The sequence below is a fragment of the Ruegeria aquimaris genome (assembly GCF_025751555.1).
GTDB lineage: Bacteria > Pseudomonadota > Alphaproteobacteria > Rhodobacterales > Rhodobacteraceae > Ruegeria_B > Ruegeria_B aquimaris.
Genome location: NZ_JAOWLB010000003.1, coordinates 41,448 through 66,893, shown reverse-complemented (window position 1 = coordinate 66,893; position 25,446 = coordinate 41,448). Strand labels below are relative to the sequence as shown.

Annotated in this window: 22 protein-coding genes, 1 tRNA gene and 1 pseudogene; 13 read left to right on the top strand and 11 right to left on the bottom strand. The window is 64.2% G+C overall.

Annotated elements, in window-relative coordinates; genetic code table 11:
- Positions 1-114 precede the first annotated feature (114 nt).
- Complete coding sequence (locus OE747_RS05485; protein ID WP_263827602.1) at positions 115-1,506, top strand: hypothetical protein; 1,392 nt, start codon at positions 115-117, stop codon at positions 1,504-1,506.
- On the opposite strand, the gene OE747_RS05480 is transcribed toward OE747_RS05485, so the two are convergent.
- The 6 genes from OE747_RS05480 to OE747_RS05455 all read right to left on the bottom strand — a co-directional run bounded on the left by OE747_RS05480 (position 1,503) and on the right by OE747_RS05455 (position 7,518).
- Entirely contained in the window at positions 1,503-2,498 is a 996-nt protein-coding gene (locus tag OE747_RS05480; protein ID WP_263827601.1) for an ABC transporter ATP-binding protein, read from the bottom strand. The genes OE747_RS05485 and OE747_RS05480 overlap by 4 nt on opposite strands.
- Positions 2,495-3,529, bottom strand: a complete 1,035-nt coding sequence (locus tag OE747_RS05475) for a Gfo/Idh/MocA family protein (RefSeq protein WP_263827600.1) — start codon at positions 3,527-3,529, stop codon at positions 2,495-2,497. The genes OE747_RS05480 and OE747_RS05475 overlap by 4 nt, the downstream gene beginning before the upstream one ends.
- Positions 3,526-4,365: a carbohydrate ABC transporter permease gene (locus OE747_RS05470; protein ID WP_263827599.1), complete on the bottom strand. Its 840-nt coding sequence runs from the start codon at positions 4,363-4,365 to the stop codon at positions 3,526-3,528. Before OE747_RS05470 ends, OE747_RS05475 begins: the two co-directional genes overlap by 4 nt.
- Before the next feature lie 10 nt (positions 4,366-4,375).
- Complete coding sequence (locus tag OE747_RS05465; protein WP_263827598.1) at positions 4,376-5,290, bottom strand: carbohydrate ABC transporter permease; 915 nt, start codon at positions 5,288-5,290, stop codon at positions 4,376-4,378.
- A 67-nt stretch (positions 5,291-5,357) separates the two neighbouring features.
- Positions 5,358-6,611, bottom strand: coding sequence for an ABC transporter substrate-binding protein (locus OE747_RS05460; protein ID WP_263827597.1), 1,254 nt, complete (start codon positions 6,609-6,611; stop codon positions 5,358-5,360).
- A gap of 10 nt (positions 6,612-6,621) precedes the next feature.
- Positions 6,622-7,518 (bottom strand): N-acetylmuramic acid 6-phosphate etherase, encoded by an 897-nt coding sequence (locus OE747_RS05455; protein ID WP_263827596.1) that lies wholly within the window; start codon positions 7,516-7,518, stop codon positions 6,622-6,624.
- Positions 7,519-7,687: 169 nt separating this feature from the next.
- Between OE747_RS05455 and OE747_RS05450 the strand changes: the two genes are divergently transcribed.
- The 6 genes and pseudogenes from OE747_RS05450 to OE747_RS05425 all read left to right on the top strand — a co-directional run.
- Positions 7,688-8,566 carry a BadF/BadG/BcrA/BcrD ATPase family protein gene (locus tag OE747_RS05450; RefSeq protein WP_263827595.1) on the top strand — a complete coding sequence of 293 codons (879 nt, stop codon included), beginning with the start codon at positions 7,688-7,690 and terminating at the stop codon, positions 8,564-8,566.
- The gene (locus OE747_RS05445) at positions 8,563-9,312 is read left to right on the top strand and encodes a GntR family transcriptional regulator (RefSeq protein WP_263827594.1); all 750 of its coding nucleotides are present in this window, start codon (positions 8,563-8,565) and stop codon (positions 9,310-9,312) included. The genes OE747_RS05450 and OE747_RS05445 overlap by 4 nt, the downstream gene beginning before the upstream one ends.
- A gap of 17 nt (positions 9,313-9,329) precedes the next feature.
- Positions 9,330-10,358 (top strand): SIS domain-containing protein, encoded by a 1,029-nt coding sequence (locus OE747_RS05440; RefSeq protein ID WP_263827593.1) that lies wholly within the window; start codon positions 9,330-9,332, stop codon positions 10,356-10,358.
- Entirely contained in the window at positions 10,355-11,536 is a 1,182-nt protein-coding gene (nagA, locus tag OE747_RS05435; RefSeq protein WP_263827592.1) for an N-acetylglucosamine-6-phosphate deacetylase, read from the top strand. Before OE747_RS05440 ends, nagA begins: the two co-directional genes overlap by 4 nt.
- 465 nt (positions 11,537-12,001) lie before the next feature.
- Positions 12,002-12,190, top strand: a complete 189-nt coding sequence (locus OE747_RS05430; protein ID WP_263827591.1) for a hypothetical protein — start codon at positions 12,002-12,004, stop codon at positions 12,188-12,190.
- Between the two features lie 124 nt (positions 12,191-12,314).
- Positions 12,315-12,836: pseudogene (locus tag OE747_RS05425) on the top strand (transposase); the annotation flags it as partial.
- Between the two features lie 426 nt (positions 12,837-13,262).
- Here the strand turns inward: OE747_RS05425 and OE747_RS05420 are convergent.
- Positions 13,263-13,337, bottom strand: a tRNA-Gln gene (locus OE747_RS05420).
- Between the two features lie 93 nt (positions 13,338-13,430).
- Positions 13,431-14,423: an NADPH:quinone reductase gene (locus OE747_RS05415; protein ID WP_263827590.1), complete on the bottom strand. Its 993-nt coding sequence runs from the start codon at positions 14,421-14,423 to the stop codon at positions 13,431-13,433.
- Between the two features lie 83 nt (positions 14,424-14,506).
- Here OE747_RS05415 and OE747_RS05410 point away from each other — a divergent pair, with 83 nt between their 5' ends.
- Positions 14,507-15,415 (top strand): haloalkane dehalogenase, encoded by a 909-nt coding sequence (locus tag OE747_RS05410; protein WP_263827589.1) that lies wholly within the window; start codon positions 14,507-14,509, stop codon positions 15,413-15,415.
- 6 nt (positions 15,416-15,421) lie between these two features.
- Here OE747_RS05410 and OE747_RS05405 read toward each other — a convergent pair whose 3' ends face one another.
- Positions 15,422-15,913 carry an SH3 domain-containing protein gene (locus OE747_RS05405; protein ID WP_263827588.1) on the bottom strand — a complete coding sequence of 164 codons (492 nt, stop codon included), beginning with the start codon at positions 15,911-15,913 and terminating at the stop codon, positions 15,422-15,424.
- Positions 15,914-16,078: 165 nt separating this feature from the next.
- Here OE747_RS05405 and OE747_RS05400 point away from each other — a divergent pair, with 165 nt between their 5' ends.
- From OE747_RS05400 to OE747_RS05380, 5 genes are all read left to right on the top strand, one after another.
- On the top strand, positions 16,079-17,065 hold the full coding sequence (locus tag OE747_RS05400; protein ID WP_263827587.1) for a 2-hydroxyacid dehydrogenase: 987 nt from the start codon (positions 16,079-16,081) through the stop codon (positions 17,063-17,065).
- A 95-nt stretch (positions 17,066-17,160) separates the two neighbouring features.
- Positions 17,161-18,951: a gamma-glutamyltransferase gene (ggt, locus tag OE747_RS05395; protein WP_263827586.1), complete on the top strand. Its 1,791-nt coding sequence runs from the start codon at positions 17,161-17,163 to the stop codon at positions 18,949-18,951.
- Between the two features lie 101 nt (positions 18,952-19,052).
- Positions 19,053-20,450 (top strand): FAD-binding oxidoreductase, encoded by a 1,398-nt coding sequence (locus OE747_RS05390; protein ID WP_263827585.1) that lies wholly within the window; start codon positions 19,053-19,055, stop codon positions 20,448-20,450.
- Positions 20,451-20,683: 233 nt separating this feature from the next.
- Complete coding sequence (locus OE747_RS05385; RefSeq protein ID WP_263827584.1) at positions 20,684-23,191, top strand: GcvT family protein; 2,508 nt, start codon at positions 20,684-20,686, stop codon at positions 23,189-23,191.
- Between the two features lie 16 nt (positions 23,192-23,207).
- Positions 23,208-24,005: a hypothetical protein gene (locus tag OE747_RS05380; protein WP_263827583.1), complete on the top strand. Its 798-nt coding sequence runs from the start codon at positions 23,208-23,210 to the stop codon at positions 24,003-24,005.
- A 107-nt stretch (positions 24,006-24,112) separates the two neighbouring features.
- Here OE747_RS05380 and OE747_RS05375 read toward each other — a convergent pair whose 3' ends face one another.
- Both OE747_RS05375 and OE747_RS05370 read right to left on the bottom strand, forming a co-directional pair.
- The gene (locus OE747_RS05375) at positions 24,113-24,544 is read right to left on the bottom strand and encodes an EF-hand domain-containing protein (protein WP_263827582.1); all 432 of its coding nucleotides are present in this window, start codon (positions 24,542-24,544) and stop codon (positions 24,113-24,115) included.
- Between the two features lie 301 nt (positions 24,545-24,845).
- Positions 24,846-25,436, bottom strand: coding sequence for an HD domain-containing protein (locus tag OE747_RS05370; RefSeq protein WP_263827581.1), 591 nt, complete (start codon positions 25,434-25,436; stop codon positions 24,846-24,848).
- Positions 25,437-25,446: the final 10 nt, after the last annotated feature.

The following is a 25,446-nucleotide window of genomic DNA, read 5'->3' as shown; positions in this document are numbered from 1 at the left end:
GGATCACGCCTTTGGCCAGGGTTCGAACGAGCCGGTCTTTTCCACCTTGGCGCGGTGGAAGAAGCCGGTAAGCTGGGTGAACGCACGCCTGCACCCCGCCCGGCTGGATTGCCCATGATGATTTCACGAATACTCGACAGCGCGGCCGCTGTTTTGCTGGTTTTGCTCACCCTTGGTTTTGGCTTCCGGGAATGGGGGGTGGATGTGCCGCCCCTGCTGATCCAGGGCGTTGCGCTTGCCATCCTGCTTCTGCTTGGGTCACGTGTGCGTGCCACGCGCAAGGCGTTCATTGTCACCGGGATCGCGCTGTCGGTCTGGCTTGCCGCGGCGGGTCAGGATTGGCTGCGCCTGTCGCTCGACGGTCTGGATAAGGCAGCCTTTATCGCGGCGTTCTTTACGGCGCTGTCGACCTTGCGAAATGTGGCCGAGACCTCCCCCGCGTTGCAACGCACGGGCCGATTTCTTGCCAGTCAGCCACCGGGGCGCAGATACGCCGCGCTGACAGTGGGCGGTCACCTCTTTGCCTTGCTGATCAACTACGGCTCCATCTCCCTTCTGGGCGGTCTCGCGGCGCAATCGGCGCGGTCCGAGGCCGACCCGCTGATCCGGTCGCTACGGACCCGCCGGATGCTGCTTGCGATCCAGCGCGGGTTCATCTCGTCGCTGCCCTGGTCGCCTCTGGCCTTTGCGATGGCGATCACCACGGCGGTTGTCCCCGGCGCCTCTTGGGCCACGTCGGTCGTGCCCGGGTTGGGATCGGCGGCGATCATCCTGCTGACCGGGTGGGCGATGGACATCATCTTCAAACCGAGACTGGCGAACCCGCCCAAACGTGCGCCCGTCGAAGGGTCCTGGGCGCTGCTTGCGCCGCTCTTCGTGCTGCTGGCGTTGCTGGCGGTGACGGTACTGGGGTTTCATGCCTGGCTGGATGTCCGCGTGGTCGGCGTGGTGATGCTCGCTGTTCCCACGATTGCCATCGCCTGGGCGGGGCTTCAGCACCGCAGCGCGGGTCCCGAGACCTCACTACGCCTGCGCGCGCGTCGCTTTCTTGGCAAGGAACTGCCAGCCTATCGCGGAGAGATCGTTCTGCTGATGATGGCGGGCTACATCGGGACGGTCGGGGCGCCCCTGCTGCAACCGATGGTAAGAGCCGCGGGTTTCGACATGGGGGTGTTGCCGCCGTGGCTCGTGCTGGCGATGCTGGTGTGGATGATACCGCTTCTCGGGCAGATCGGCATGAACCCCATCCTCGCGGTGACGCTGATCGCGCCGCTCATCCCGGCGCCCGAGACCCTCGGCGTGGCACCCTCCGCATTGGTGATTGCCATCGCCTCTGGCTGGGCGCTCAGCGGGGCAACCTCGCCCTTTACGGCGACAACCCTGCTGATCGGGGCCTTTGCAAACGTCAGCGCGCTGCATGTCGGGCTGAAATGGAACGGCGGCTACTTCCTGGTCACGGCCTGCCTGCTGACGGTCTGGGTCCTGGTCTACGGTTTTGTTCTCTAACGCAAACGCTGGCCTTCGCGGTCGAACGCATAGGTGCTTTCCGGCTTGAACCCCAGCCGCAGGTTTTCGCCCTCGGCCACCTGATGCTGGCCAAAGAGCCGTGCGGTGATCTGATGGCCGTCGAGACGGGCGATGACATTCGTATCGCCGCCCAGATGCTCGACATGGCGAACCTGTACCGAAAGCGGGCCATCCTCGGCGATGAACAGATCCTCGGGCCGGATACCCATTGTGCGCTCACCGCCCGCGCCCAACAGTTCGGCAGGAAAGAAATTCATCGACGGCGCGCCGAGGAACCCCGCAACAAACTGATTGGCGGGGTTGTTGTAGAGCTCCATCGGGCTGCCGATCTGCTCGACCCGGCCATCGCGCAGAACGACGATCTTGTCGGCCAGCGTCATCGCCTCGGTCTGGTCATGGGTGACATAGATCATCGAGGCGCCCAGCTGGCTGTGCAGGTTCGCGATCTCGATCCGCGTGTTCATGCGCAGTGCCGCATCGAGGTTCGACAGCGGTTCGTCGAACAGAAACAGCTTGGGTTCGCGCACGATGGCCCGGCCGATGGCCACCCGCTGACGCTGGCCACCGCTCAGTTCGGACGGATAGCGGTCGAGGTAGGGACCCAGATCCAGCATGTTCGCGGCTTTCTGCACCCGCTCTGCGATAACCGCTTTCGGCTGGCCTTCCTGTTTCAGCGCCAGTGTCATGTTGCCCCGCACGTTGAGGTGGGGATAGAGCGCATAGCTCTGGAACACCATCGCGATGCCGCGCTTGGACGGCGGCGTCAGGTTGACCTGATTGCCCGCGATGTGAATCTCGCCCGAGGTCGCATCCTCCAGCCCCGCGATCACCCGCAACAGCGTGGACTTGCCGCAGCCCGATGGCCCGACAAAGACGACGAACTCGCCTTCCTCCACCTCTATGTTGATATCCTTCAGGACATGGATATCCCCAAAGGACTTGTTCACGTTCTTCAGCGACAAGGCGGTCATTTCAGGATCTCCTCAAGCGAAATGGTCTGGCCGCTGCGGATGCTTTCATCGGCGGCCAGACAAATGCCGAGCGAGTTCACCGCGTCGCTCATGTGGCGGGTCAGGTCGATGTCCTCGGCAATGGCGCGCAGCATGAAGGCCTGTTCGGCATCGCACAGCTGCTGATGACCCGGCTCGTCGGGCATCTCGATGGTGCGGTCGCCCGTCAGCGTATGGACAAGGATGCCGCCGACCTTGGTGTGGCCATCAATATCGGCGGATGCGCCCTTGTTGCCATCGGTGATCGAGACCGCGCCGCGCGGGCTGACGATATCCTTCACGAAAAACGCGGTTTCCGACATCATCGGGCCCCAACCGGCTTCGTACCAGCCGACAGAGCCATCGGCGAATGTCACCTGGAACTGGCCGTAGTTGTACATGTCCGGGGCAATCTCGTCGGACAGGCGCAGGCCGATGCCATGCACCCGCACCGGCGCCGCATCGGTGATCTGACACATGACATCGACATAGTGCACGCCGCAATCGACGATGGGCGAGGTGGTTTGCATCAGCGCCTTGTGGGTCTCCCATTCGGGGCCGGTCGATTGCTGGTTCAGGTTCAGGCGGAACACATAAGGCCCGCCAAGACCGCGCGCCTCTTCGATCAGGCGCACCCAGGAGGGGTGATGCCGCAGGATATATCCCACGACCAGCTTGCGACCGGTCCGCTCTGCGGTATCGACCACGCGCCGCGCCTCGGCCACGGTCATGGCCAGCGGTTTTTCCACGAACACATGACACCCCGCCTCCATGGCGGCAATGGCGTAATCGGCGTGGGTGTCGGTATAGGTGGCGATCACCGCCAGATCGGGCGCGGTTTCGGCCAGCGCCGTCGCGAAGTCATCATAGACCGGATAGGAACCCAGCTCGGGATGGTCCACCCGCCCGCTGCGATTGACCAGCGCCACGATCTCGGCATCCGGATGGGCATGGTGCGCCAGCGCATGGCTTAGCCCCATGTTGCCCAGACCTGCAATCAGCACACGCGTCATTTCACGGCCCCCGATGTGATGCCCCGGATCAGTTGGCGCGAGAAGATCACATAGAGGATCAGCACCGGCAGGATCGCCATCGACAGCGCCGACAGCACCGCGTTCCAATCGGTCACGAACTGGCCGATGAATACCTGGCTGCCCAGCGTCAGCGTCTTGGTCTCCTCAGCCGGGGCCAGGATCAGCGGGAACCACAGGTCGTTCCAGATCGGGATCATGTTGAAGACAGCGACCGTCGCCATCGCCGGGCGCACCAGTGGCAGCACGAGCCGGAAGAAAATCGTGTATTCGCTCAACCCGTCGATCCGGCCCGCGTTCTTCAGATCATCCGAGACCTGCCGCATGAACTCGCTCAGGATAAAGACCGCCAGCGGCAGGCCCTGCGCCGTATAGACCAGGATAAGGGCCCAGAGCGTATTCACCAGGCCGGTCGCCACCATCATTTCCAGGATCGCAACCGTCCCGATCCGGATCGGGATCATGATGCCAAGCGCCAGGTAAAGCCCCATCAGCATGTTGCCGCGAAAGCGGTATTCGCTGAGCGCATAGGCCGCCATCGCGCCGAACAGCAGCACGAAGAAGATCGAGGCCACCGTGACGATCATCGAGTTCTGGAAGTAGAGCAGGAAATCCCCCTGCTTCATCACCGTCTCGTAGCCGATCGTCGAAAAACTGTCCGCATCCGGCAGGGCCAGCGGCTCGCGAAAGATCGCCTTGCGGGTCTTGAAGCTGTTGATCAGGATCACGAAAACCGGGAACAGCGCGATCAGCGTGTAGAGGATGAGCGCCCCGTGCATCATCACCGAATTGAGCGGATTTGAGCGTGCCTTGTTCATGTCCGGGCCCTCAGAGCTGATAGCGGCGCATCCGCGTCTGGATGCCGAAGAGATAGATGCAGACCCCCAAGAGGATGATCGCGAACATGGCGCCTGCGATGGCCGACCCCATATGCGGGTCGCCAAGCTGAAGCTGGAAGCCAAAGAACGTGCGATACATGAAGGTGCCGAGGATATCGGTCGAGAAATCGGGACCCGCCAGCGCCCCTTGGGCGGCATAGATCAGGTCGAACGCGTTGAAGTTCCCCACAAATGTCAGGATCGAGATGATCCCGATCGAGGGCAGGATCAGCGGCAGCTTGATCTTCCAGAAAGCCGACATCCCGGTGATGCCGTCGACCTCGCCCGCCTCCAGGATCTCCTCGGGGATGGTCAGAAGCGCGGCATAGATCAGCATCATCGGAATACCCACGAACTGCCAGACCGAGATCAGCGCCAGCGTCGTCAGCGCATATTCCTCCTTGCCCAGCCATGGCGCAAAGAGCGATTTCAGCCCCACCGCGTCCAGCATCGAGGGCGCGATGCCCCAGATCGGCGACAGGATCAGTTTCCAGGCAAAACCGACGATCACAAAAGACAGGATCGTGGGAATGAAGATGGCCGAGCGGTAGAGCGCGGCAAAGCGCAGGCGCGGGTGGCTGAGCAGCGCGGCCAGCGCGATCCCGATCGGGTTCTGCACCAGCATGTGCACCAGAAAGAACCAGAAATTGTTGCCAAGCGCATTCCAGAACTGCTCGGCCCAGATCGGATCAAAGAACAGCGTGCGGAAATTGTCGAGCCCGGCAAAGACCCGCTCCTGCTCGATCCGCGTGTAAAGCGCCAGGCGCAACGTGTTGAACAGCGGAAAGATCATCACGGCTGTATAGACGATGACGGCTGGTGCAAGGAACACGAGGATATGCCAGCGGATGCGGGCTTTGTTCATGGGTCGATCTCCGGCTAGGCGTCCCGGGCGGACAATTGCGCCCGGGACAAATTGCAGCGTCGGGAGGTTACTGCTGCGGTTCGTACCAGCTGGCCAGCCCGGCCTGAAGCTTCTGGCCCAGCTCTTCGGGCGTTGCGGTGCCCTTGATGGCGGCGACGGAGGCGCCCCAGGTGTCGTTCTCAAGGTTCGGCGTGCCGCGCGACAGGATCTGGTATGTCGAACGGATCGTGCTTTCGCACTGGTCGCGCCAGCTTGCGAACTCCTTGGCCAGCGGGTCTTCCAGCGCGACCGGCGTTTTCGACAGCGGGAAGAAGCCGGGCAGGGCGTTGCCAAAGATCTCGGCGAAGGCCGGGCTTGCGACCCAGGCGAGGAACGTCCGTGCCGCCTCGGGGTTGCTGGATGCGGTGTTCATGCCGATGCCGATATCGGTGTGGTCCGAGATATAGCAGGTGTCACCGGCATTCTGGACCGGCGGCTTGAAGGCGCCCATCTCGAAGGTCGCCTGGGTGTTGAAACCCGAAATCTCCCAGGACCCGGCGGGATAGATCGCGGCACGGCCAAGGGTAAAGATGTTCTGGCTGTCGGGATAGGTCTGCGCTTCGTACCCGTCGCCAAGATAGGCGCCCCAGCGTGCCAGCGTGGCATAGGGTGCGACCCAGGCCTCGTCGGTCAGCTTCTGCTCGCCCTTGATCAGCGCCAGACGCCCCTCTTCGCCCTTCCAGTAATTCGGGCCGATGTTGTTGTATCCCATGGTCGCGGCTTCCCACTGGTCGTTGGTGCCCATGGCCATCGGGATATAGCTGCCGTCTTCCTTGATCTTGTCGAGCGCGGCAAAGAACTCGGCCTCGGTGGTCGGCACTTCGATGCCGAGTTCTTCGAAGGCGTCCTTGTTGTAGATGAACCCGTGGATCACGGATGCCATCGGCACGCAGAAGGTGGCCGAACCGTCGTCGGTCTGCCAGGCGGACTTGGCCACGTCCGAGAAGTTCGACATGGCGTCCAGATCGCTGAGGTCCGACAGGTGCCCGGCCTGATACAGCGCCAGCGAGGCGTCGAACGGGCGGCAGGTGATCAGGTCGCCCGCCGATCCGGCATCGAGTTTCGAGTTCAGCACGGCATTGTATTCGGCCGGTGCCGAAGGGGTGAATTTCACCTTGATGCCGGGGTTCTCGGCCTCAAAGGCGGGAATGATCTTGTCCTGCCACAAGGTCAGGTCATCATTGCGCCAGCTTTCGATGATCAGCGTGGCGTCCTGTGCATCGGCCATGCCCGCCACGAGCGTCGTGGACAAGAGGGCCAGTTTCAATGTGCTGCGGTTCATGTCTTCCTCCCTATGAGTCTTTGTGTTCGAGCCGCCCGAGGGCGGCGCGAAGGTTTCCTTCGGTTTCGCGAAGAATGGCTTGGGCGGTCTCGGGCGTTTGCCCTTTCGAGACCAGAACGGCGGGTTTTACATGGCCTTGCGTCGCGTCCAGCGCGGCGCTGGCGGCCGTTTCGTCGACACCGGCAATGCGGGACACCATGCCAGCGGCGCGCAGGCGCAGCTTGGCGTTATCAGCCCGCAGATTGACCATCATGCCGTCATGCACATGGCCAAGCTTGATCGCCATGAGGGTGGACAGCATGTTGAGGGCGATCTTTTGCGCCGTGCCCGCGCCCATCCGGGTGGACCCGGACAGGACTTCGGGCGGCGTGGCCAGAAGAATGGGGTGATCAGCCAGGTCGAGCAGGGCCGAACCGGCGTTATTGGCAATACCGACGATCGTCGCCCCAGCCGCCCGGGACAGCCGCGCCGCTTCAAGCGTGTAAGGCGTCGTACCGCTGGCCGAGACGGCAATCACCGTGTCTCGCTCCGAAAGCGCCGAAAACCTCTCGTCAAGGCCGGACAGATCGTCCTCGGTTTCGCCGGGCAGCTCGACGCCGGTCGGCATGCCGCCCGCCATGTGAATGCGGATCTGGGCGCTCGGAATCGAAAACGTTCCGCCAAGCTCCAGCGCATCGGCGGCGGCCATCAGGCCGGATGATCCTGCAGCGACATAGTGGATGACACCGCCCGCCCGCATCGTCTTTGCAAGAGTGCCAGATGCTGCTGCGATTTCGGGGGCGGCGGCGCGCAGAACGGCTGCTGCGGCGATCTGGCCCTCCGCCAGGATCGTCGCCGCGTCGGTCAGGGGGAGGGTGTCGAGCCCCTTTGCCTGATCATGCAGCCCCTCTGTGCCCAATGCAGTCATGTGATTCACCCCAGATGCTCTAGATAAGATACCATTATAATACCTTTTGTCCAGAACAAATAATTTGGAGGGTTTTGGTCCTATATTCGTTGCGAAAATGTGGGAAAGACAGTATTTTGGTATTTATATGGCCTTTCAAATGGTCGATAGGTATTATAAGGGTATCTACATGACGGAATCGCTGCATACCCGGGTCATGGCCATCGATGGTGGCGGCACGCGCTGCCGGCTGGCGCTTTGGACTGGCCGCGATGTGGTCTCGGTCGAGACCGGGTCCGCCAATGTGTCCACCGATTTCGACGGTGGCGTGTGCCAGATCATCGAAGGGGTCGGTGCCCTCGCCGCAAAGGTGGGAGAGAGCGCAGAGGCGCTCTCGGCCCTGCCTGCCTTTGTTGGTCTTGCGGGCGTCACTGGTCCCGAGATCGCGGAGCGTCTGCGCCAGGCGCTGCCCTTCGCGCATCTTCGGATCGAGGATGATCGACCCGCCGCGCTGCGCGGCGCTCTGGGCGACCGTGACGGGGTCATCGCACATTGCGGCACGGGATCCTTCTTTGGGTCGCGCATCGCGGGGACGATGCGGTTCTCTGGCGGCTGGGGTTCTGTCCTGGGGGACGAGGCCTCGGCGCAATGGATTGGGCGGGCGGCGCTGAAAGCCACGCTCAGGGCGGTCGACGGGCGGTTGAACCCGTCCGGGCTGTCGCGGACGCTGCTTGATCGGTTTGACGGCGCGGCGGGGATCGTGCGGTTTGCCGGCTCGGCAGACCCGAAGGATTTCGGCGCGCTTGCCCCCTTGGTGACCGCGCAGGCGGCGGCGGGCGATGCGCTCGGCCGCCGTATCATGGCCGATGGGGCCAGCGATATCGCGCAGAGCCTGCCCGCCATCGGTTGGGCGCCCGGCCTGACGATCTGCCTGACCGGCGGCATCGGCCCGCATTTCGAACCCTATCTGCCCGCCGCGATGCAGGCCTGCGTCTCTGCTTCGGTGGATGAACCGCTGGCCGGTGCCCTGTCGCTGGCCAGGGACTTTGCCAGGGAGGCCGCCCAATGAGCGTGATCGAGTTTCTGCGACCCGAGGGATGGCTCGGCGAGACCGGCGGCCCCCGCTATGTCCAGCTGCGCCAGCGGCTGGAACGCGGCATCGAAAGTGGCATCCTGCCGCCCAACTCCTCGCTGCCGCCCGAACGCGAGATCGCCGAGATCACCGAATTGTCTCGAGTCACCGTCAGAAAGGCGATCCAGGAGCTGGTGCGCGAAGGGCTGATCGAGCAACGCCAGGGGTCCGGCTCCTTTGTCCGCGAACCGATGAGCCGGATGGAGCAATCCCTGTCGCACCTGACCTCCTTCACCGAGGATATGGCACAGCGGGGCATGGAGACGACATCGCGCTGGCTGGAACGCGGCGTCTTTCTGGCAACCCGCAGCGAGATCGACGCGCTCGGTCTTGACGCAGGGGCCGAAGTCGCCCGGATCTACCGCCTGCGCGAGGCGGGTGGGCGCCCGATAGCGCTTGAACGCGCCTCTTTGCCGCTCGACATTCTGCCCAATCCGCTGGAAGTGACCACCTCGCTTTACGAAGTACTCGAACGGCGAGGGCAGCGCCCGGTCCGGGCGCTCCAGAAGATCTCGGCCATCAATCTCGAACCGCGCGAAGCCGACCTGTTGAACGTGCCCGAAGGCGCGGCGGGGCTTTCCATCGAACGCACCTCATATCTGGCCAGCGGGAGGGTCGCAGAACTCACCCGCTCGCTCTATCGCGGCGATGCCTACGATTTCGTGGCCGAACTGCGCCTCTGACCGAAAGGCTGAACGACATGTCACCCGAACCGACCCTGATGCACCGGGAAGTGCGCGAAATCCCGTCAGCCGTCGAACGGCTGCTGAGCCAGGGCGGCGAGGCGATCCGCACCGCCGCCACGGCGGCGCGCGCCGCCGATCCCCGCTATTTCATCTCGGTCGCGCGCGGGTCTTCCGATCATGCCGCCTCCTACCTCAAATATGCCAGCGAGCTTGTCTTGCGCCGCCCGATGGCCTCGGTCGGTCCGTCAGTCAACTCGATCTACGGTGTGCAACTGGATGCGCGCGGCGCGGTCGGCATTTCCGTCTCGCAATCGGGCCAGAGCCCCGACATTGTGCGCCTGACCGAGGCGCTGCGCGCCAATGGCGCGCTGACCGTCGCCATCACCAATGATGCGGGCTCACGTCTGGCCGGGGTGGCCGATGCCACGCTGCCGATCCATGCCGGGCCCGAGTTGAGCGTTGCGGCCACCAAGACCTTTGTCACCTCGCTGGTGGCCGGGCTGTGGTTCCTGGCCGAGATGCAGCAGGATGCCGATCTCGTCACCGCCATTCATGCGCTGCCCGGACAACTGGATCAGGCCACGCACTGCGACTGGTCGGCGGCGGCGGCGGCCATGGACGGCCGCTCGCTCTTTACCATCGGCCGTGGCCCGTCCTGGGCGATCTCCAACGAAGCCGCGCTCAAGTTCAAGGAAACCTGCCTTATCCATGCCGAAAGCTACTCTTCGGCCGAAGTGCTTCATGGTCCGGTCTCGATCGTCGACAGCGACTTTCCGGTGATTGCCTTTGCCGCCCGCGACAAGGCCGAGGCCAGCCTCGCCGAAACCGCCGACGCGCTGGCGGCCAAGGGCGCCAGGGTCTTTGCCGTGACCGACAAGGTATCCCGCGCGACCACGCTGCCCCATGTGCGGACCGGTCACTGGCTCTGCGACCCGATCCCGGCCATCGTGTCCTTTTATGCCATGGTTGAAACGGTGGCCCTGGCGCGCGGGATCAACCCCGACAAGCCCCGCCACCTCAACAAGGTGACCGAAACGGTATGAGCAGAGCTGCCATCACATTCAGGAACGGTCGGATATTCGACGGGACACAGCTTGTCGACGGGCACGCCGCCCGCTTCGAGGACGGGCAAATCGCTTTTCTCGGACCCCAGGCCGAGGCACCCCGCACCGGTCAGGACGTAGACCTTGGCGGCGACATCCTGTTTCCCGGTTACGTGGATCTTCAGGTCAACGGTGGCGACGGCATCCTGTTCAACGCCGATCCCTCGGTGGAGACGCTCCGCCGCATGGCCAGGGCACATCGCGGCCTGGGCGTCACCGCGCTGCTGCCGACGCTCATCACCGATACGGCCGAGATCACCCGCGCCGCCATTGCCGCCACCCGCGCGGCCATTGCCGAGCGCGTGCCGGGGATCGTCGGCCTGCACCTCGAAGGCCCGCATCTGTCGGTCGCACGCAAGGGGGCGCACGATGCCGCCCTGATCCGGCCGATGGAGGCGGGCGACGTGCAGATGTTGCTTGAGGCCGCGCAGGCGCTGCCCGTCCTCAAGATCACCGTCGCGCCCGAGTCCGTCACCGAGGATCAGGTGAGAGCCCTCGCACGGACCGGAGTACTGGTCTCGCTCGGCCATAGCGACGCAGGGTTCGAGACCTGTCAGCGGTATTTCGCGGCGGGCGCGCGCTGTGTCACCCATCTCTTCAACGCCATGAGCCAGCTCGGTAACCGCGAACCCGGCCTGGTCGGCGCGGCCCTTGCCAGCGGTGGCGTGTCTGCCGGGCTGATCGCCGACGCGGTGCATGTGCATCCCGCAACGATGCGCGCGGCCTGGCAGGCAAAAACCGGGCCAGGCCGGATTTTCCTTGTCAGCGATGCCATGGCGGTTGCCGGTTCGGACGCCGTCGAATTCGAACTGGGCGGGCGCCTGATCCGGCGCCGGAACGGGATCCTGACGCTTGCGGATGGAACCCTGGCAGGGGCGGATCTGGACCTCACGACAGCGGTGCGGACAATGGTGCAAAGCGTTGGCCTTCCGCCCGGGGACGCGCTCCGGGCAGCCACCCGCACCCCTGCCGACCTGATTGGCCTTGGCTATGGATTCGGCCCGCTATCCGGCGCTGTCAGGATAGCAAACGACCTCTCTCGCCTCGTTCCGGTCGGATCTGAGGCAGCGCTCCCCGACGCTGGTGGGGATATCGAAGCGGATCGTTCGGCATCATAGGGCTGGATAGCGCCCACAGCGCCGAAGCCCTTCTGTCGGGAAGATAATGCAGCAAAACCAGAAGCTTGTGAGCCGCTCCGGCAGCGGCCTCAGTACTTGCTTTTTCTACCTGAGAAAGATGGCTGTGCTGCCAGTCCTGAGCTATCCAGTCTCGGCTCAAAATCCCTGTTTTACAGGGAATTTACAGGGAAATCCGCTGCTTTCGGACCTCCTTTGGCCATTTCGCCCTTGGATTCTTGCACAATTTCCGTGGATTAGTGCAAATTTCCCTGTTCAGCAGAAACAGGGACTTCTCCACAGCGTATCAGGGAATGCGTCAGGGGATAACAGGGAGGTGCTGGCCAAAAACAGGACTGTCGATTTTGCTCGACTCTACCGAAACCTTGGCGACCCAAGCTCCGGTAGAAGCTCGTCGTCCTCATCGGGATCGTCAGGGTATTTGATCATCCAGAGCAATGTGACCGCATGACCACCTTTGCCTACGAGGGTTTGTTCCAGGATCTTGATGTCTGGCTGATCGGTCCACGCATTTGGCGGGGCTTCCGAGAAAGTAGTTATACCCCGTTTTTCTTTTTCGACCGCCCGCACTGCTTGAGAATTCTTGGGCAGGCGGCCCTACGGCTTGCAGGTCAGGAACGGGAAGCATTGGAGTAACCCCCTGAGAGTGGTCCACCAACTGGGATAGTCTGTCCCATAAATTGGAGGATCAGCGATGGCTGGAAAACGAGAGAAGCCCGAAGAGATCGTATCGAAGCTTCGGCAGGTTGAAGTCCTGCAAGGCCGTCCGCCCAGCCATGTCCGCCGCCTTTTCGGGGACTTCGAGTATCAGGCGGCATCCTGGGACAAACCGCGCCGTGTTGTAGCCAAGGTGGAATGGCATCCGGGCGAGTTGTTTCCCCGTGTCGGCTTTGTCGTCACCAACCTGCCGATGGAACCGGACTGGATCATCCACTTCTACAATCAGCGTGGCACCGCCGAACAGCACATCAGGGAAGGCAAGCAGGCGATCAACTGGACGCGCCTGTCCTGCAAGGGCATGGCGCAGAACGAGGTGCGGCTACAGCTTCATGCATTGGCGTACAATCTCGGCATCTTCCTGCAAGGCGCAGATCTGCCGGAGGAGATGGCTGACTGGTCGCTGACCAGCCTGCAAACTCGGCTGATCAAAATCGGCGCGCGGGTCGTCGGACATGCCCGCGCCATTACGTTCCAGCTTACCGATGTTGCCGTTAACGGCGCTCTGTTCAGTCGTATCCTCGCGGCCATCCAGCGGCTGCGTGCGCCGCCGGTTCCAACATGACGGTGTCGATGGCAAAAACCGAACGAAACCGGCTCGACTGCTCTGCCCAATGGAGTCCCGATCCGTCCAAAACCCGGTTCATCCCGGAAAGCTGAGAGGCTATGCTGCGCCACAGCGAGTTCACACTCTGTCCGCAACGCGGACATGGCACCGCGATTGGCGAATGACTGCTCCTTGAAAGAGCGGTCGCTCAGAGTTCTGTTGGACGATCCCGGTCCTGGGACAGGCGGAGCCGGGAAAAAGTTCCCGTGGGAGTTCTATTGGGTACACCGCGTATGGCCGAAACCCTGCACGCAGACTATCGCCGGATTGCGCCCCTTCAAAAGGCCCGGTTCCTGTCTGCGCCACAGAAACCTCCGCGTAACCCGCGGAAATCACGCAGATATCGAAGGATAACCTTCAGTGGTCTCGATTTCGGTAAGTGAGTGGCTGGGGTGGTAGGATTCGAACCTACGGTACGCGGTACCAAAAACCGTTGCCTTACCACTTGGCTACACCCCAACGGTGAGCGGCTATCTACGCAACCTGTTTCGGCAACGCAAGGGGCGGTGGCAAAAAATCTCCGCCGCCCGCTCACTTTTTTGACGCCTGTTTTCAGGGCGCGGTTGCGACCAGGATCGCGCCGTGGCGACCGCCCATTTCGACGGCCTCATGCGCGGCGGCGCTCTCTCCCAATGCATAGGTTCGCTGCACCGGAATCCGCAGCGCTTCGTCGGCCAAGGCCGCATGCAACTGCTCTATGGCCGCAGCGCGCTGGGATGGGGTCAGCAGATAGACCAGCGCCATCTCCAGGGTCACCGCCTTGAACATAAGCGGGTAGAAGGGCAGTTCGGGCGCCATCGCCTTGGCCGAGCCATAGGCGTTGATGCGCCCGTTCTCGGCGATCACGGCGGCATCGGTGGCGGCGTTCACGCCAAACTCCACCTCGACGATGCGATCCACCGGCTGGCCCTTGTTGGCGTCCAGAATCGCCGCCGCGAGGTCCGGTTCGGCATAGTCCAGCACCGCGTCGGCACCCGCCGCGCGCACCCGGTCCGCCGCGCTGCCACCGGCGGTGGCGATCACCCGCGCGCCGCCCCATTTGGCCAGCTGCACCGCCAGGTACCCGACCGTTCCGGCGCCGCCATGCACCAGCACCGTCTGGCCCGCGACCGGCCCGCCCGAAAACACCACATGTGATGCGGTCAGGCCGGGAATGCCCAGCACCGCGCCCGTCTCCAGGTTCACGCCTGCGGGCAGCGGCACCGCCTGGGCCGAGGGCAGGGCGATCTGTTCGGCGCAGGTGCCCATGGCCCGCCGCCATTGCCCGTTCCACAGCCACACCCGCTGACCGATCCGCGCCGGATCGACCCCTTCGCCCACGGCCGAGATCACGCCCGACCCGTCACTGTGCGGCACGATCACCGGATAGGGCAGTTCGGTGACTCCGGCCCGTGCCCCGGCCCGCGCCTTCACGTCCGACGGGTTCACCCCCGACAGCACCACATCTACCAGCACCTCGCCCGCGCCGGGGCGGGGCGGCTCCACCTCTTCGAGTGTCAGTACCTCGGAGGCCGGTCCAAAGGCGCGATAGGTAATGGCTTTCATGATCGAGTTCCCATGTGTTCCGTCACGTTCACCCTAGCGGGATCGACGGCAAAGGCTAGGCTTGGGGGCAGGGAGGACGACAGATGCAGATCTTGCGCACACCAGAGCACCGGTTCGATGGACTCAAGGACTACACCTTTGCCCCGCATTACGTAGAGATCGACGATACCGAGGGCGGCCATCTCCGGCTGCACTACGTGGACGAGGGGCCGCGCGATGCGTCACCGGTGCTGATGCTGCATGGCGAGCCGACCTGGTCCTATCTCTATCGCCACATGATCCCGCAGTTCGCGGCCAAGGGGTTCCGCGCGGTGGCGCCGGACCTGATCGGCTTTGGCAAATCCGACAAGCCGGCAGAGCGATCGGACTATACCTATGCCCGCCATGTCGCCTGGATGAGCGATTGGTTGACCCGGGTCGACCTGCGCGGCATCACCCTGGTCTGCCAGGATTGGGGCGGGCTGATCGGGCTCCGGCTCTGGGCCGCGATGCCCGACCGGTTTGCCCGGATCGTGATCGCCAATACCGCGCTGCCAACCGGCGATCAGCCGATGAACGACGCCTTCCGCGCCTGGCGCGAATTCAGCCAGTCGGTCCCGGATTTCCGTGCCGGGCGCATCGTATATGGCGGCACAGTCGGCAAACTGACCGAGGAGGAGGTCGCCTCCTACGACGCGCCCTTCCCGGACGAGACCTACAAGGCGGGCGCGCGCCAATTCCCGATGCTGGTGCCTGATGGCCCTGACAACCCAGAGGCCCCCGCCAACCGCGCCGCCTGGCAGGTGATCCGTACCTTGGACACGCCGGTGCTGACCCTCTTCGGCGCCGAGGACAAGGTCATGGCCGGGATCGATCGGGTGTTTCAGAAACTTTGCCCCGGAGCCGCCGGTCAACCGCATGCGGTGTTGCCCGCTGCGGGTCACTTCCTGCAAGAGGACGTGGGCGACGATCTTGTCCGCCACACGCTCGATTTCATCGCCCGCACCGGCTGACGGGGCTCAGTCCCGGATCTCGTCCGGGTCCACACCCCAGAGGTTGGATTTCAGCGCCCAGCCGCGATAGCCGCCCGCCGTGATCCGGCACCAGTCCGCCGTGCAACTGCCCAGCCGCGCCACCACGCCCGTCTCGAAATGGGCGGCGATCTGCGAATTGGTGTCGGGGCGGTCGTAGACCGGCATCATGTCCTTTTCCACCAGCACCGTGCGCGCGCCCGACAGAAGCGCGTAATGCACCCAGCCGCCGGCGCCTTCGCGGTCCTGCACCTTGCGCCAATGGCCGTATTCGGCGGTGATCTGCAACGGCATGTCGCGGCGTTTGAACACCCAGTCGACCCGATGGGTCAGCGACGGTCCGCGCCGCACGTTGCCTTCGGATGTCTTCATCGAAACATAACGCGGTACGGGAAGGTTGGTCACCGCCCCGCGCTTTTCCTCTTCGCCCCGCGCGCCCTGGGACAGTACGAGCGAAACCGCGAAAATTGCCGCCACCATCGGGCGCCTGAAACTGAATGAACCTGTCACTGCTTGCCTGCCAGTATGTTTGCCTGTCTCTCGAAAAAAGGCTGCGTCATTTGCGCATGGGGTTCTTGTGCCCCGCCTTCTCCTGCGCCACGATGCCATGGCGCGTGACCGTTTGAAAGCTGTGGGAGAGCTCAAGTGCCAAGAGAACGTCTGAGTGTTGTCGTAACGCGACGGTTGCCGGAGGTGGTCGAAACCCGCCTCAGCGAGCTTTTCGATGTCCGTCTGCGCGATGACGACACGCCGATGACCCGCGACGAGCTGGCCGCGGCCATGCGCTCGGCCGATGTGCTGGTGCCGACCCTGACCGACAAGATCGACGCCGGTCTGCTGGCCCAGGCCGGAGAGCGGCTGCGGCTGATCGCCAATTACGGCGCGGGCGTCGATCACATTGACGTGGCCACCGCGCGACAGCGCGGGGTGCTGGTGTCGAACACGCCCGGCGTGCTGACCGATGACACCGCCGACATGACCATGGCGCTGATTCTCGCCGTCACCCGCCGCATCCCCGAAGGGCTGGCGGTGATGCAAAAGAACGAATGGACCGGCTGGGCGCCCACCGCGCTCTTGGGCGGTCGCGTCGGCGGGCGCCGTCTGGGCATTCTTGGCATGGGCCGCATCGGTCAGGCCGTGGCCCGCCGCGCCAGCGCCTTTGGCATGCAGATCCACTATCACAACCGCCGCCGCCTGCGCCCCGAGATCGAGGAATCGCTTGAGGCGACCTATTGGGAAAGCCTCGACCAGATGATCGCCCGGATGGATGTGATCTCGGTCAACTGCCCATCGACCCCCTCGACCTTTCACCTGATGAATGCGCGGCGGCTCAAGCTGATGAAACCCTCTGGCGTTCTCGTCAACACCTCGCGTGGCGAGGTGATCGACGAAAATGCGCTGACCCGGATGATTCGTGCGGGCGATATCGCTGGGGCGGGGCTGGACGTCTACGAACACGGTACCCAAGTGAACCCGCGCCTGCGCGAATTGCCCAATGTCGTGCTGTTGCCGCATATGGGCTCGGCCACGCTCGAAGGCCGGATCGAGATGGGCGAGAAGGTGATCATCAACATCAAGACCTTCGCCGACGGTCACCGGCCACCCGATCAGGTGGTACCCGCGATGCTCTGATCCGCCGGGCGGAAAGAGTTGAACAGCCCTAGATTGTATCGTCCCCGCATCGCTGTCAGGATGAACGCGGTAACGCGACAGCAGGGAGAGTGACGATGCGAACGGGTATGATGGCGGGCCTCTGGCTTTCGGTGCTTGCAGCAGGGCCCGCTCTGGCGCAGCAAGAGGCCGACACGGTGGCCCCCGAAGGGGCGGCAATTGGTCAGGTCAGGCCGTTCTCGGCCGTGGTCGAGGCCGCGCAGGCGGCCAAGGAGGCGGGCCAGCCGGTCGAGGCGCAGAACTGGATGGTCGCGGCGGCCAACCCGCTGGCGGTGATGGCCGGGGGCAATGTGCTGCGCCATGGCGGTACCGCCGCCGACGCGATGGTGGCCGTGCAAACCGTGCTGGGTCTGGTCGAGCCGCAAAGCTCAGGGCTCGGCGGCGGAGCCTTTCTGGTCTGGTATGATGGTAACACCGGTCAGATGACCACGCTCGACGCCCGCGAAACCGCCCCGCGCGAAGCAACGCCGACCCTGTTTCAGGACGACACCGGCGCACCGCTGAAATTCTTTGACGCGGTGGTTGGTGGCCTCTCTGTCGGTACGCCGGGCACGCCCGCCCTGCTGGAAGAGGCGCACCGCCGTTGGGGTCAGGCCAATTGGGGCTCGCTGTTTGGCGATGCGATCTGGCTGGCCGAAAATGGCTTTACCGTTTCGCCCCGCCTTGCCGGTCTGGTCGCGGAAGACGCCGAACGGCTCGGACGCTTTGCCGAAACGGCGGCCTATTTCCTGCCCGGTGGCACCGCGATCAAGGCCGGTGATACGCTGAAGAACCCGGCTTATGCCGCCACCCTGCGGGCGCTGGCCGCCGAAGGATCGGCCGCCTTTTACGGCGGCCCCATCGCCGCCGATATCGTGCGCACCGTCCGCAATGCCGAGGGCAATCCCGGTGTCCTCTCCGGCGCCGATCTTGCGCTTTACCAGGTGATCGAGCGCGAGCCGGTCTGCGCCAGCTACCGCGCCTTTGAGGTTTGCGGCATGGGACCGCCCTCGTCGGGGGCGCTGACCGTGGGCCAGATCCTCGGCCTGCTGGAGCCCTATGACCTGGCGGCGCTGGGCGCGGAAAATCCCGAAAGCTGGCGTCTGATCGGCGATGCCTCGCGCCTCGCCTTCGCTGACCGGGGCCGCTACATGGCCGACAGCGACTTTGTCCCGATACCCACCAAGGGTCTGGTCGATCCCGACTATCTCAAATCGCGCAGCGAGTTGCTGGCAGGCCCCAACGCGCTGGAGAGCGCAGACCCCGGCAACCCCGAGTTCGACCATGCGTCCAACTGGGCCGATGATGTCTCACTCGAACTGCCTTCGACCTCTCATATCTCGATCGTGGACCGGTATGGCAACGTGCTGTCGATGACCACCACTATCGAAAACGGCTTTGGCTCGCGCTTGATGACGAACGGTTTCCTGCTCAACAACGAGCTGACCGATTTCTCGTTCCAGACCCATGACAATGGCGTGCCCATCGCCAACCGGCTGGAGCCGGGCAAGCGCCCGCGCTCGTCTATGGCGCCCACCATCGTCATGCGGGACGGCAAGCCGGTGCTGGCCATCGGTTCGCCCGGCGGCAGTCGCATCATCGGCTATGTCGCCCGTGCGATCATCGCCTGGGCCGATTGGGGCATGAACGTGCAACAGGCGCTGAACGCGCCGCATCTGGTCAACCGCTTCGGCACCTATGATCTGGAAGAGGGCACCGATGCGGCGGCGATGGAAGAGGCGCTGACCGGCCTCGGCTACAAGGTCTCGGTGCGGGCGCTGACCTCGGGCCTGCACGCCATCGATATCGGTGAAACCCTCAAGGGCGCCGCCGACCCGCGCCGCGAAGGTATCGCCTTGGGCGAATGAACCGGTCGGGGTTAGTGGGTATTGACCCGCCAGCCCCCGGCTCTCTACTTAACACATGAACCTTGGCGGGGCTGGCCCGCCGGGGTCAAGGGGGGACGGACATGGCTCAGATCACCGCATTGCCGCGCAACGAGACCGGCATCGAAACCGTGATCGGTATCCTGAAACAGCGCTTCGGCGACCGGGTACAGACCGGCCAAGCGATCCGCGAGCAGCATGGCCACACCACCACCTGGATCGAGAACCAGCCACCCGATGCGGTGGTCTTTCCAACCTCCACCGCCGAAGTGTCCGAGATCGTGAAAACCTGCGCCGAACACAAGGTGCCGGTGATCCCCTTTGGCACCGGCACCTCGCTCGAAGGGCATGTGAACGCCCCCGCCGGTGGCATCTCGGTCGATCTGATGCAGATGAACACTATCCTCGCCGTGCACGCCAGCGATCTCGACTGCGTGGTCCAGCCCGGCGTCACCCGCGAACAGCTCAACACCCATCTGCGCGATCAGGGCCTGTTCTTCCCGATCGACCCCGGCGCGAATGCCTCGCTGGGCGGCATGGCCTCGACCCGGGCCAGCGGCACCAACGCGGTGCGCTATGGCACGATGAAGGACAACGTGCTGGCGCTTGAAGTGGTGATGCCAGACGGCGAGGTGATCCGCACCGCGCAACGGGCCAAGAAGACCTCGGCCGGCTACGACCTGACCCGGCTGATGATCGGGGCCGAGGGCACGCTGGGCATCATCACCGAAATTACGCTGAAACTGCAGGGCATCCCCGAGGCGATCTCGGCCGCCCGCTGCTCCTTCCCGACGGTCGATGCCGCCTGTCAGGCGGTGATGACGACGATCCAGTTCGGCATCCCGGTGGCGCGGATGGAACTGCTGGATGTGATCGCGGTGCAGGCGGTCAACGCCCATTCCAAGCTCGACCTGCCGGAAACGCCGCTCTTGCTGCTGGAGTTCCACGGGTCCGAGGCGGGCGTCGCCGAACAGGCCGAACTTTTCGGCAGCATCGCCGAAGAGAACGAGGGGAGCGGTTTCGCCTGGACCACCTCGACCGAAGAACGCAACCGGCTCTGGAAGGCGCGGCACGAGTTTTACTGGGCCTCGCTGCAACTGCGCCCGGGTCGCACGGCGTTGGCCACCGATGTCTGCGTGCCGATCTCGCGGCTGGCCGATTGCGTCAACGCCGCCACCGCCAAGGCCGAGGAACTGGGCCTTTTCGCGCCGCTGGTCGGCCATGTGGGCGACGGCAATTTCCACATCTCTCCCCTGATCGACAAGGACGATCCGGCCGAGGTGGCAAAGACCGAGGACTTTACCGCCTGGCTGGCCGAGCTTGCCATCTCGATGGACGGCACCTGCACGGGCGAGCATGGGATCGGCCAGGGCAAACGCGCATACCTGAGTCGCGAGCTGGGCCAGACCCCGCGCTACATGGCGGCAATCAAGGCCGCGCTCGATCCGCTTGGCATCATGAACCCGGGCAAGATTCTCTGATCTCTCTCAGACGGCAGCCGACCCACCGGAGGGAGTATTTGTAGCGGAATGAAGCGGTGATGGTCCTTCATTCCGCCCAAAATACTCAAATGGAACCACGTGTCGGCCCAGAGCGCCGGGCGTTGTCTGGGCAGAGGTCGGTTTTGCGCGTTTTTGCGTCGGATGAACTTGGCTTGCAGGGCCGGGCTTCGGCATAAACCATGCCAAAGAGACTCAACCCGGAGAGCGGTCCAATGAAAACCCAAGTCAAAGCACTGGTCGTCGGCGGCGGTGCCGTCGGTACCTCGATCGCCTATCACCTGGCCAAGGCGGGCTGGGACGATGTCATGCTGATCGAGCGGGACGAGCTGACCTCCGGCTCGACCTGGCACGCGGCGGGCCTGTTGCCGCTGTTCAACATGTCCTATGCGACCACCCATATCCACAAATACTCGGTCGATTTCTACAAGACGCTGGAAGAGGAAACCGGGCTGAACGCAGGCTTCGCCGTGGTCGGCAACCTGCGCATGGCGCAGACCCAGGACCGCATGGACGAGTTCATGCTCTATGCCTCGACCGCTGAGACCTGCGGCGTGAAATACGAATGGCTGAGCCCCGACCAGATCAAGGAACGCTGGCCGCTCATCCGCACCGACGATCTGAAGGGCGCGCTCTATCACACCGAGGACGGCTATATTAACCCCGCCGACGTGACCCAGGCCATGGCCAAGGGCGCGCGCCAGCGCGGCGTCGATATCGTGCGCAAGTTGCAGGCCGACGCCTTCCACTGGACCGGCACCCATTGGGAAGTCACCTGCACCAAGATGGTGGAGCAGGGCGGCAACCTGGTGCCCTCCGACGAACAGGTGGTGATCACCGCCGAGCATGTGGTGACCGCATCGGGCAACCATGCGCAGCGCACCGCGAAACTCCTGGGCATCAAGATGCCCGCGATCCCGGTCGAACACACGTTCATCGTGATGGACAAGGACCCGGAACTGGTCAAATGGCGCGAGGCGGGCAACCCCGAGCACCCCGTGGTCCGCGACGCCGACAACGAATCCTATGCCCGCGAGGAGCGCGGCGGCTGGATTCTGGGCATCTACGAACACGGCGCGCCCGCACGGTTCGAATATGGCGTGCCCGACAGTTTCCGGGCGGATCTCTTCCCGCTCGATCTCGACCGGATCGCCGATCAGTACATGGCGATGGCCGAGCGCGTGCCCTCCTGTGCCGATAGTGGCCTCAAGGACGACTTCAACGGCCCGATCTGCTACACGCCCGACGGCAACCCGCTGGTCGGCCCGGCGCCGGGCCTCAGAAACATGTGGCTGGCCGAGGGCTTCTCCTTCGGCATCACCGCCGCGGGCGGCACCGGCTATTACCTGGCCCAGATGATGGTCAACGGCGAGGCCGAGATCGACATGGCCAGCCTCGACCCCAAGCGCTACAGCTCGAACTGGATGACCACCGAGTTTGCCGCGCGCAAGAACGAGGAATGCTACAGCCACGTCTATATCCTGCACCACCCGGATGAAGAGCGCGAAGCCTGCCGCCCGCTGCGCACCGCGCCCGCCTATGACCGGCAGAAAGCGCGCGGCGCGCAGTTCGGCTTCGTCAACGGCTGGGAGCGCCCCAACTATTACGGACCCCTCGATGCGCCCGAGAATTTCGACCATGACGCGCGCAGCTTCCGCCGTGGCGGCTGGTGGCAATATGCCGTCGAAGAGGCCAAGGCGATCCGCGAAGGCGTGGGCCTGATCGACGCCACCGCCTTTACCAAGCACGTGGTCAAGGGTCCCGGCGCGACGGCCTTCCTTGACTGGTTCACCTGCAACAAGCTGCCGAAAGTGGGCCGGATCAACCTGACCTATGCGCTGACCACCCTTGGCACCACCCGCACCGAATACACCATCGTCCGCAATGGCGAGAACAACTATTATCTCGTCTCCGCCGGGGCCTGGTCCGAATATGACGCCGACTTCCTGCGCAAGGCGGCCGAGGACAAGATGGAGGAGTTCGGCTATATCGAGATCCAGGATGTCACCACCCAGTGGGGCGTCTTCGCCATCGCCGGACCCAAATCGCGCGATGTGCTGAAAGAGGTGATCAAGGACGCCGATCCCGAAACCGCCCTCTCGAACAAGCGCTTCCCCTGGCTGTCGGCCCGTCAGATCGAACTGGGCATGTGCCCCGTGAACGCGATCCGCGTCGCTTATACCGGCGAACTGGGCTGGGAACTGCATCACCCGATCGAGATGCAGAACTACCTGTGGGACCTGCTGAATGCAGCCGGTGAAAAGCACGGGATGAAGCTGGTGGGCGCTCGCGCCCAGAACTGGCTGCGCCAGGAGAAGAGCTATCGCGCCTTCGGCACCGAACTGGGCCGCGACGCAACCCCGCTCGAGGCCGATCTGCCGCGCTTTGTCGATCTCGACAAGGAGTTCCACGGCAAGGCGAAACTGATCGAGACCGGCGTGCGCGCCAAGTGCTGCACCCTCCTGATCGACGGCCCGTCGGATGCCGACCCCTGGGGCCGCGAGGCGCTCTATACCCCCGAAGGCGAACGCGTCGGGCGCCTGACCTCGGGCGGCTATTCGGTGGCGTTTGGCAAGTCCATCGGCATGGGCTACGTTCGTCCCGAACTGGCCGTCGAGGGCACAAGGCTCCAGGTCAAGATGTTGGACAAGCTCTGGGATGCAACCGTCACCTGCGACAGCCCCTACGACCCGAAGAACGAGACCATCCGCAAGGACGGCTGAACCGCGCCGGATCTCTTTGATCTGGCTGATCCTGATCGCCGCGCTCTCATTGGGCGCGGCGTTTTTCTACAGGCAGAACCCGCTGGCCAACGCGGCACAGCGCTATGCCACTTCGGTCGCCACGGCGAGTGCCGCGACCTATGTCACGCTGAGAACGCTGAACGCGGTGCTCTCGACCGCGCAAGAGGTCGAGGTCTCGGGCAGCGCGCTGGTGGTTTCGGGCACCGCGCAGCCGCTCCGGGTGCTGGAGCCGGTGGATGACACGGTGGAACGGATCGCCGCCGTGGTGTTCAACCTGATGCTGGCGACCGGCATCCTCGCCGTGGCCATGGGGCCGGTGGGCGCGGTGGGCGGCGGCATGATCGCGGCGGCGTCGCTGCTCTGGATCATCGACCGGGTGCTGGGGCCGCGCGATGTGGTGTCGGTGCTGTCGCGGCGGCTGGCCTGGTATGGCGGGTTTTTCCTGCTGGCGCTGCCGCTGGCCTTTGTGATGTCGGCCTGGCTGGCCGATTGGCTGACGGCGGATGTGCTGGCGCGGCATCAGGCCATTATCGCCGAGATCACCGCCTCGGTCGGCGCGCCGGTACCGGAGCAGGCGGGCGGCTGGTGGGACACGATGCGAGAGACATTGGGAGAGGCGGGGCGCTACCAGGAACTGGCGCAGAACCTCTGGACCCGCGCCGACGATCTGGTGGGCAGCTACGTGGCGCTCCTGGCGGTGTTCGTGTTCAAGATCTTCGTGCTGCCGGCCCTGCTGGCGGGCGCGCTCTTCATCCTGACCCGCTTTTTCGCGCACCGCCCCGAAGGCGGCTGAGCGGGCGCTCCCGCCCGTCGGTTGCGCATCGCAGATGCGCCCCCGCCCGTTGGGCCCGGCGCCGCGCTTTGCGCGGCGCAGCGCCGTGGCCGGGGGCGCGAACCTGCCTAACCGCCGCGCTTGAAATCGGCCGGTGCGATGGCGCCGTCGCCGTCGTGGTCCATCATCCGGAAGAACTCGGCATCCCGCGCGGCAAATTCATCTGCCGAGACCGCGCCGTCGCCATCACCATCGTTGAAGTTGCGGTCCATCGCCTGGTCGACCTTGGCCATCGGTCCTTTCAACCCACCGCCACTGGCCTCCATATCGGCGCGGCGGGTTTCGTCGAAGAGATCGTATTCGGCCGCGTCGAGCTGGCCGTCCTCGTTCTGGTCGAACATGAAAAAGATCTCTGCGCGTTTCTCGCTGATCTCGGCGGGGGTGATCCGGCCGTCGCCATCCATGTCCCAGTTCTCGATGAAATGGGCGCCGGGGACGCCTTGGGCCAGGGTTGCCGTTGCGGTCAGGACAAAGACGGAAGACAGGACAAGCAGTCGCATTCTGGACTCTCCTTGAGACATGCACCTGGAGACTGAACGCAGGGCCGGCCGATTTCCGTCGGGCCATTTCGCCGCAGGAGGCGCTCCCGCCCGGGGGCCGCGCATCGCAGATGCGCCACCCCCGGTTGGGCCAGGCGCCACGCTGCGCGTGGCGCGGCTCAGAACAGGCCGGATCCCTCCAGCTTCAGCTGTTCCAGGACCGCAGCCATCGCCATCGCGGCCATCAGTATCGCGGTTCTCATGATCGCGCTCCCTGTCGTTTTCCTGACCTTGAACGACCAAAGAGCGCGCTTCCGTCACCTCAGTCGGCGGCGGTTTCGTTCAACTCCATGTGACCGCCGCCGCGCGACAGCACTCGCCGCAGGATCGGTTCGAAGAACTCCAGCGGTTTGGTCGGATAGTCCGGGTCAAAGGCGCACTGGTCGTATTCATGGCAGAAGTAGCGCGCATCCTCCCAATAGGGACTGCCGCGATACTTGTCGCGCGCGTTACGGTCGCCGCCCCAGTAGTGGTTGTAGTAATACCCCTGGAACACGCAGTGATGTTGCAGGATCCAGTAACACTTCTCGCTGACATAGGGTTTCATCATCGCAGCGGCCAGTTCGCCGTGGTTGTAGGGAGACAGGATGTCGCCCACATCATGCACCAGCGCCGCCACCACGATCTCGTCCTCGGCGCCATCCGCATGGGCGCGCGTCGCGGCCTGAAGCGAGTGCTGATAGCGGTTGATCGGGTAGGGGGTCCAGGCCTCGTCCAACGAGCGGATCGCATCCAGTATCCGATCGGGCAGGGCGGCGTTATAGGCCTCTTCATACTCCATCACCGCGTCCCAATCGGCCTGGGTGGCCTCTTCGAAACTGGTCCAGGTGGGCTTTTGCGATTTGTCCAGCATGGCGGATTCC

Coding starts and splice junctions, on each gene's coding strand:
- OE747_RS05485 (WP_263827602.1), top strand. CDS start 115: ATGATGATTTCACGAATACTCGACAGCGCGGCCGCTGTTTTGCTGGTT.
- OE747_RS05480 (WP_263827601.1), bottom strand. CDS start 2,498: ATGACCGCCTTGTCGCTGAAGAACGTGAACAAGTCCTTTGGGGATATC.
- OE747_RS05475 (WP_263827600.1), bottom strand. CDS start 3,529: ATGACGCGTGTGCTGATTGCAGGTCTGGGCAACATGGGGCTAAGCCAT.
- OE747_RS05470 (WP_263827599.1), bottom strand. CDS start 4,365: ATGAACAAGGCACGCTCAAATCCGCTCAATTCGGTGATGATGCACGGG.
- OE747_RS05465 (WP_263827598.1), bottom strand. CDS start 5,290: ATGAACAAAGCCCGCATCCGCTGGCATATCCTCGTGTTCCTTGCACCA.
- OE747_RS05460 (WP_263827597.1), bottom strand. CDS start 6,611: ATGAACCGCAGCACATTGAAACTGGCCCTCTTGTCCACGACGCTCGTG.
- OE747_RS05455 (WP_263827596.1), bottom strand. CDS start 7,518: ATGACTGCATTGGGCACAGAGGGGCTGCATGATCAGGCAAAGGGGCTC.
- OE747_RS05450 (WP_263827595.1), top strand. CDS start 7,688: ATGACGGAATCGCTGCATACCCGGGTCATGGCCATCGATGGTGGCGGC.
- OE747_RS05445 (WP_263827594.1), top strand. CDS start 8,563: ATGAGCGTGATCGAGTTTCTGCGACCCGAGGGATGGCTCGGCGAGACC.
- OE747_RS05440 (WP_263827593.1), top strand. CDS start 9,330: ATGTCACCCGAACCGACCCTGATGCACCGGGAAGTGCGCGAAATCCCG.
- nagA (WP_263827592.1), top strand. CDS start 10,355: ATGAGCAGAGCTGCCATCACATTCAGGAACGGTCGGATATTCGACGGG.
- OE747_RS05430 (WP_263827591.1), top strand. CDS start 12,002: ATGACCACCTTTGCCTACGAGGGTTTGTTCCAGGATCTTGATGTCTGG.
- OE747_RS05415 (WP_263827590.1), bottom strand. CDS start 14,423: ATGAAAGCCATTACCTATCGCGCCTTTGGACCGGCCTCCGAGGTACTG.
- OE747_RS05410 (WP_263827589.1), top strand. CDS start 14,507: ATGCAGATCTTGCGCACACCAGAGCACCGGTTCGATGGACTCAAGGAC.
- OE747_RS05405 (WP_263827588.1), bottom strand. CDS start 15,913: ATGGTGGCGGCAATTTTCGCGGTTTCGCTCGTACTGTCCCAGGGCGCG.
- ggt (WP_263827586.1), top strand. CDS start 17,161: ATGCGAACGGGTATGATGGCGGGCCTCTGGCTTTCGGTGCTTGCAGCA.
- OE747_RS05390 (WP_263827585.1), top strand. CDS start 19,053: ATGGCTCAGATCACCGCATTGCCGCGCAACGAGACCGGCATCGAAACC.
- OE747_RS05385 (WP_263827584.1), top strand. CDS start 20,684: ATGAAAACCCAAGTCAAAGCACTGGTCGTCGGCGGCGGTGCCGTCGGT.
- OE747_RS05375 (WP_263827582.1), bottom strand. CDS start 24,544: ATGCGACTGCTTGTCCTGTCTTCCGTCTTTGTCCTGACCGCAACGGCA.
- OE747_RS05370 (WP_263827581.1), bottom strand. CDS start 25,436: ATGCTGGACAAATCGCAAAAGCCCACCTGGACCAGTTTCGAAGAGGCC.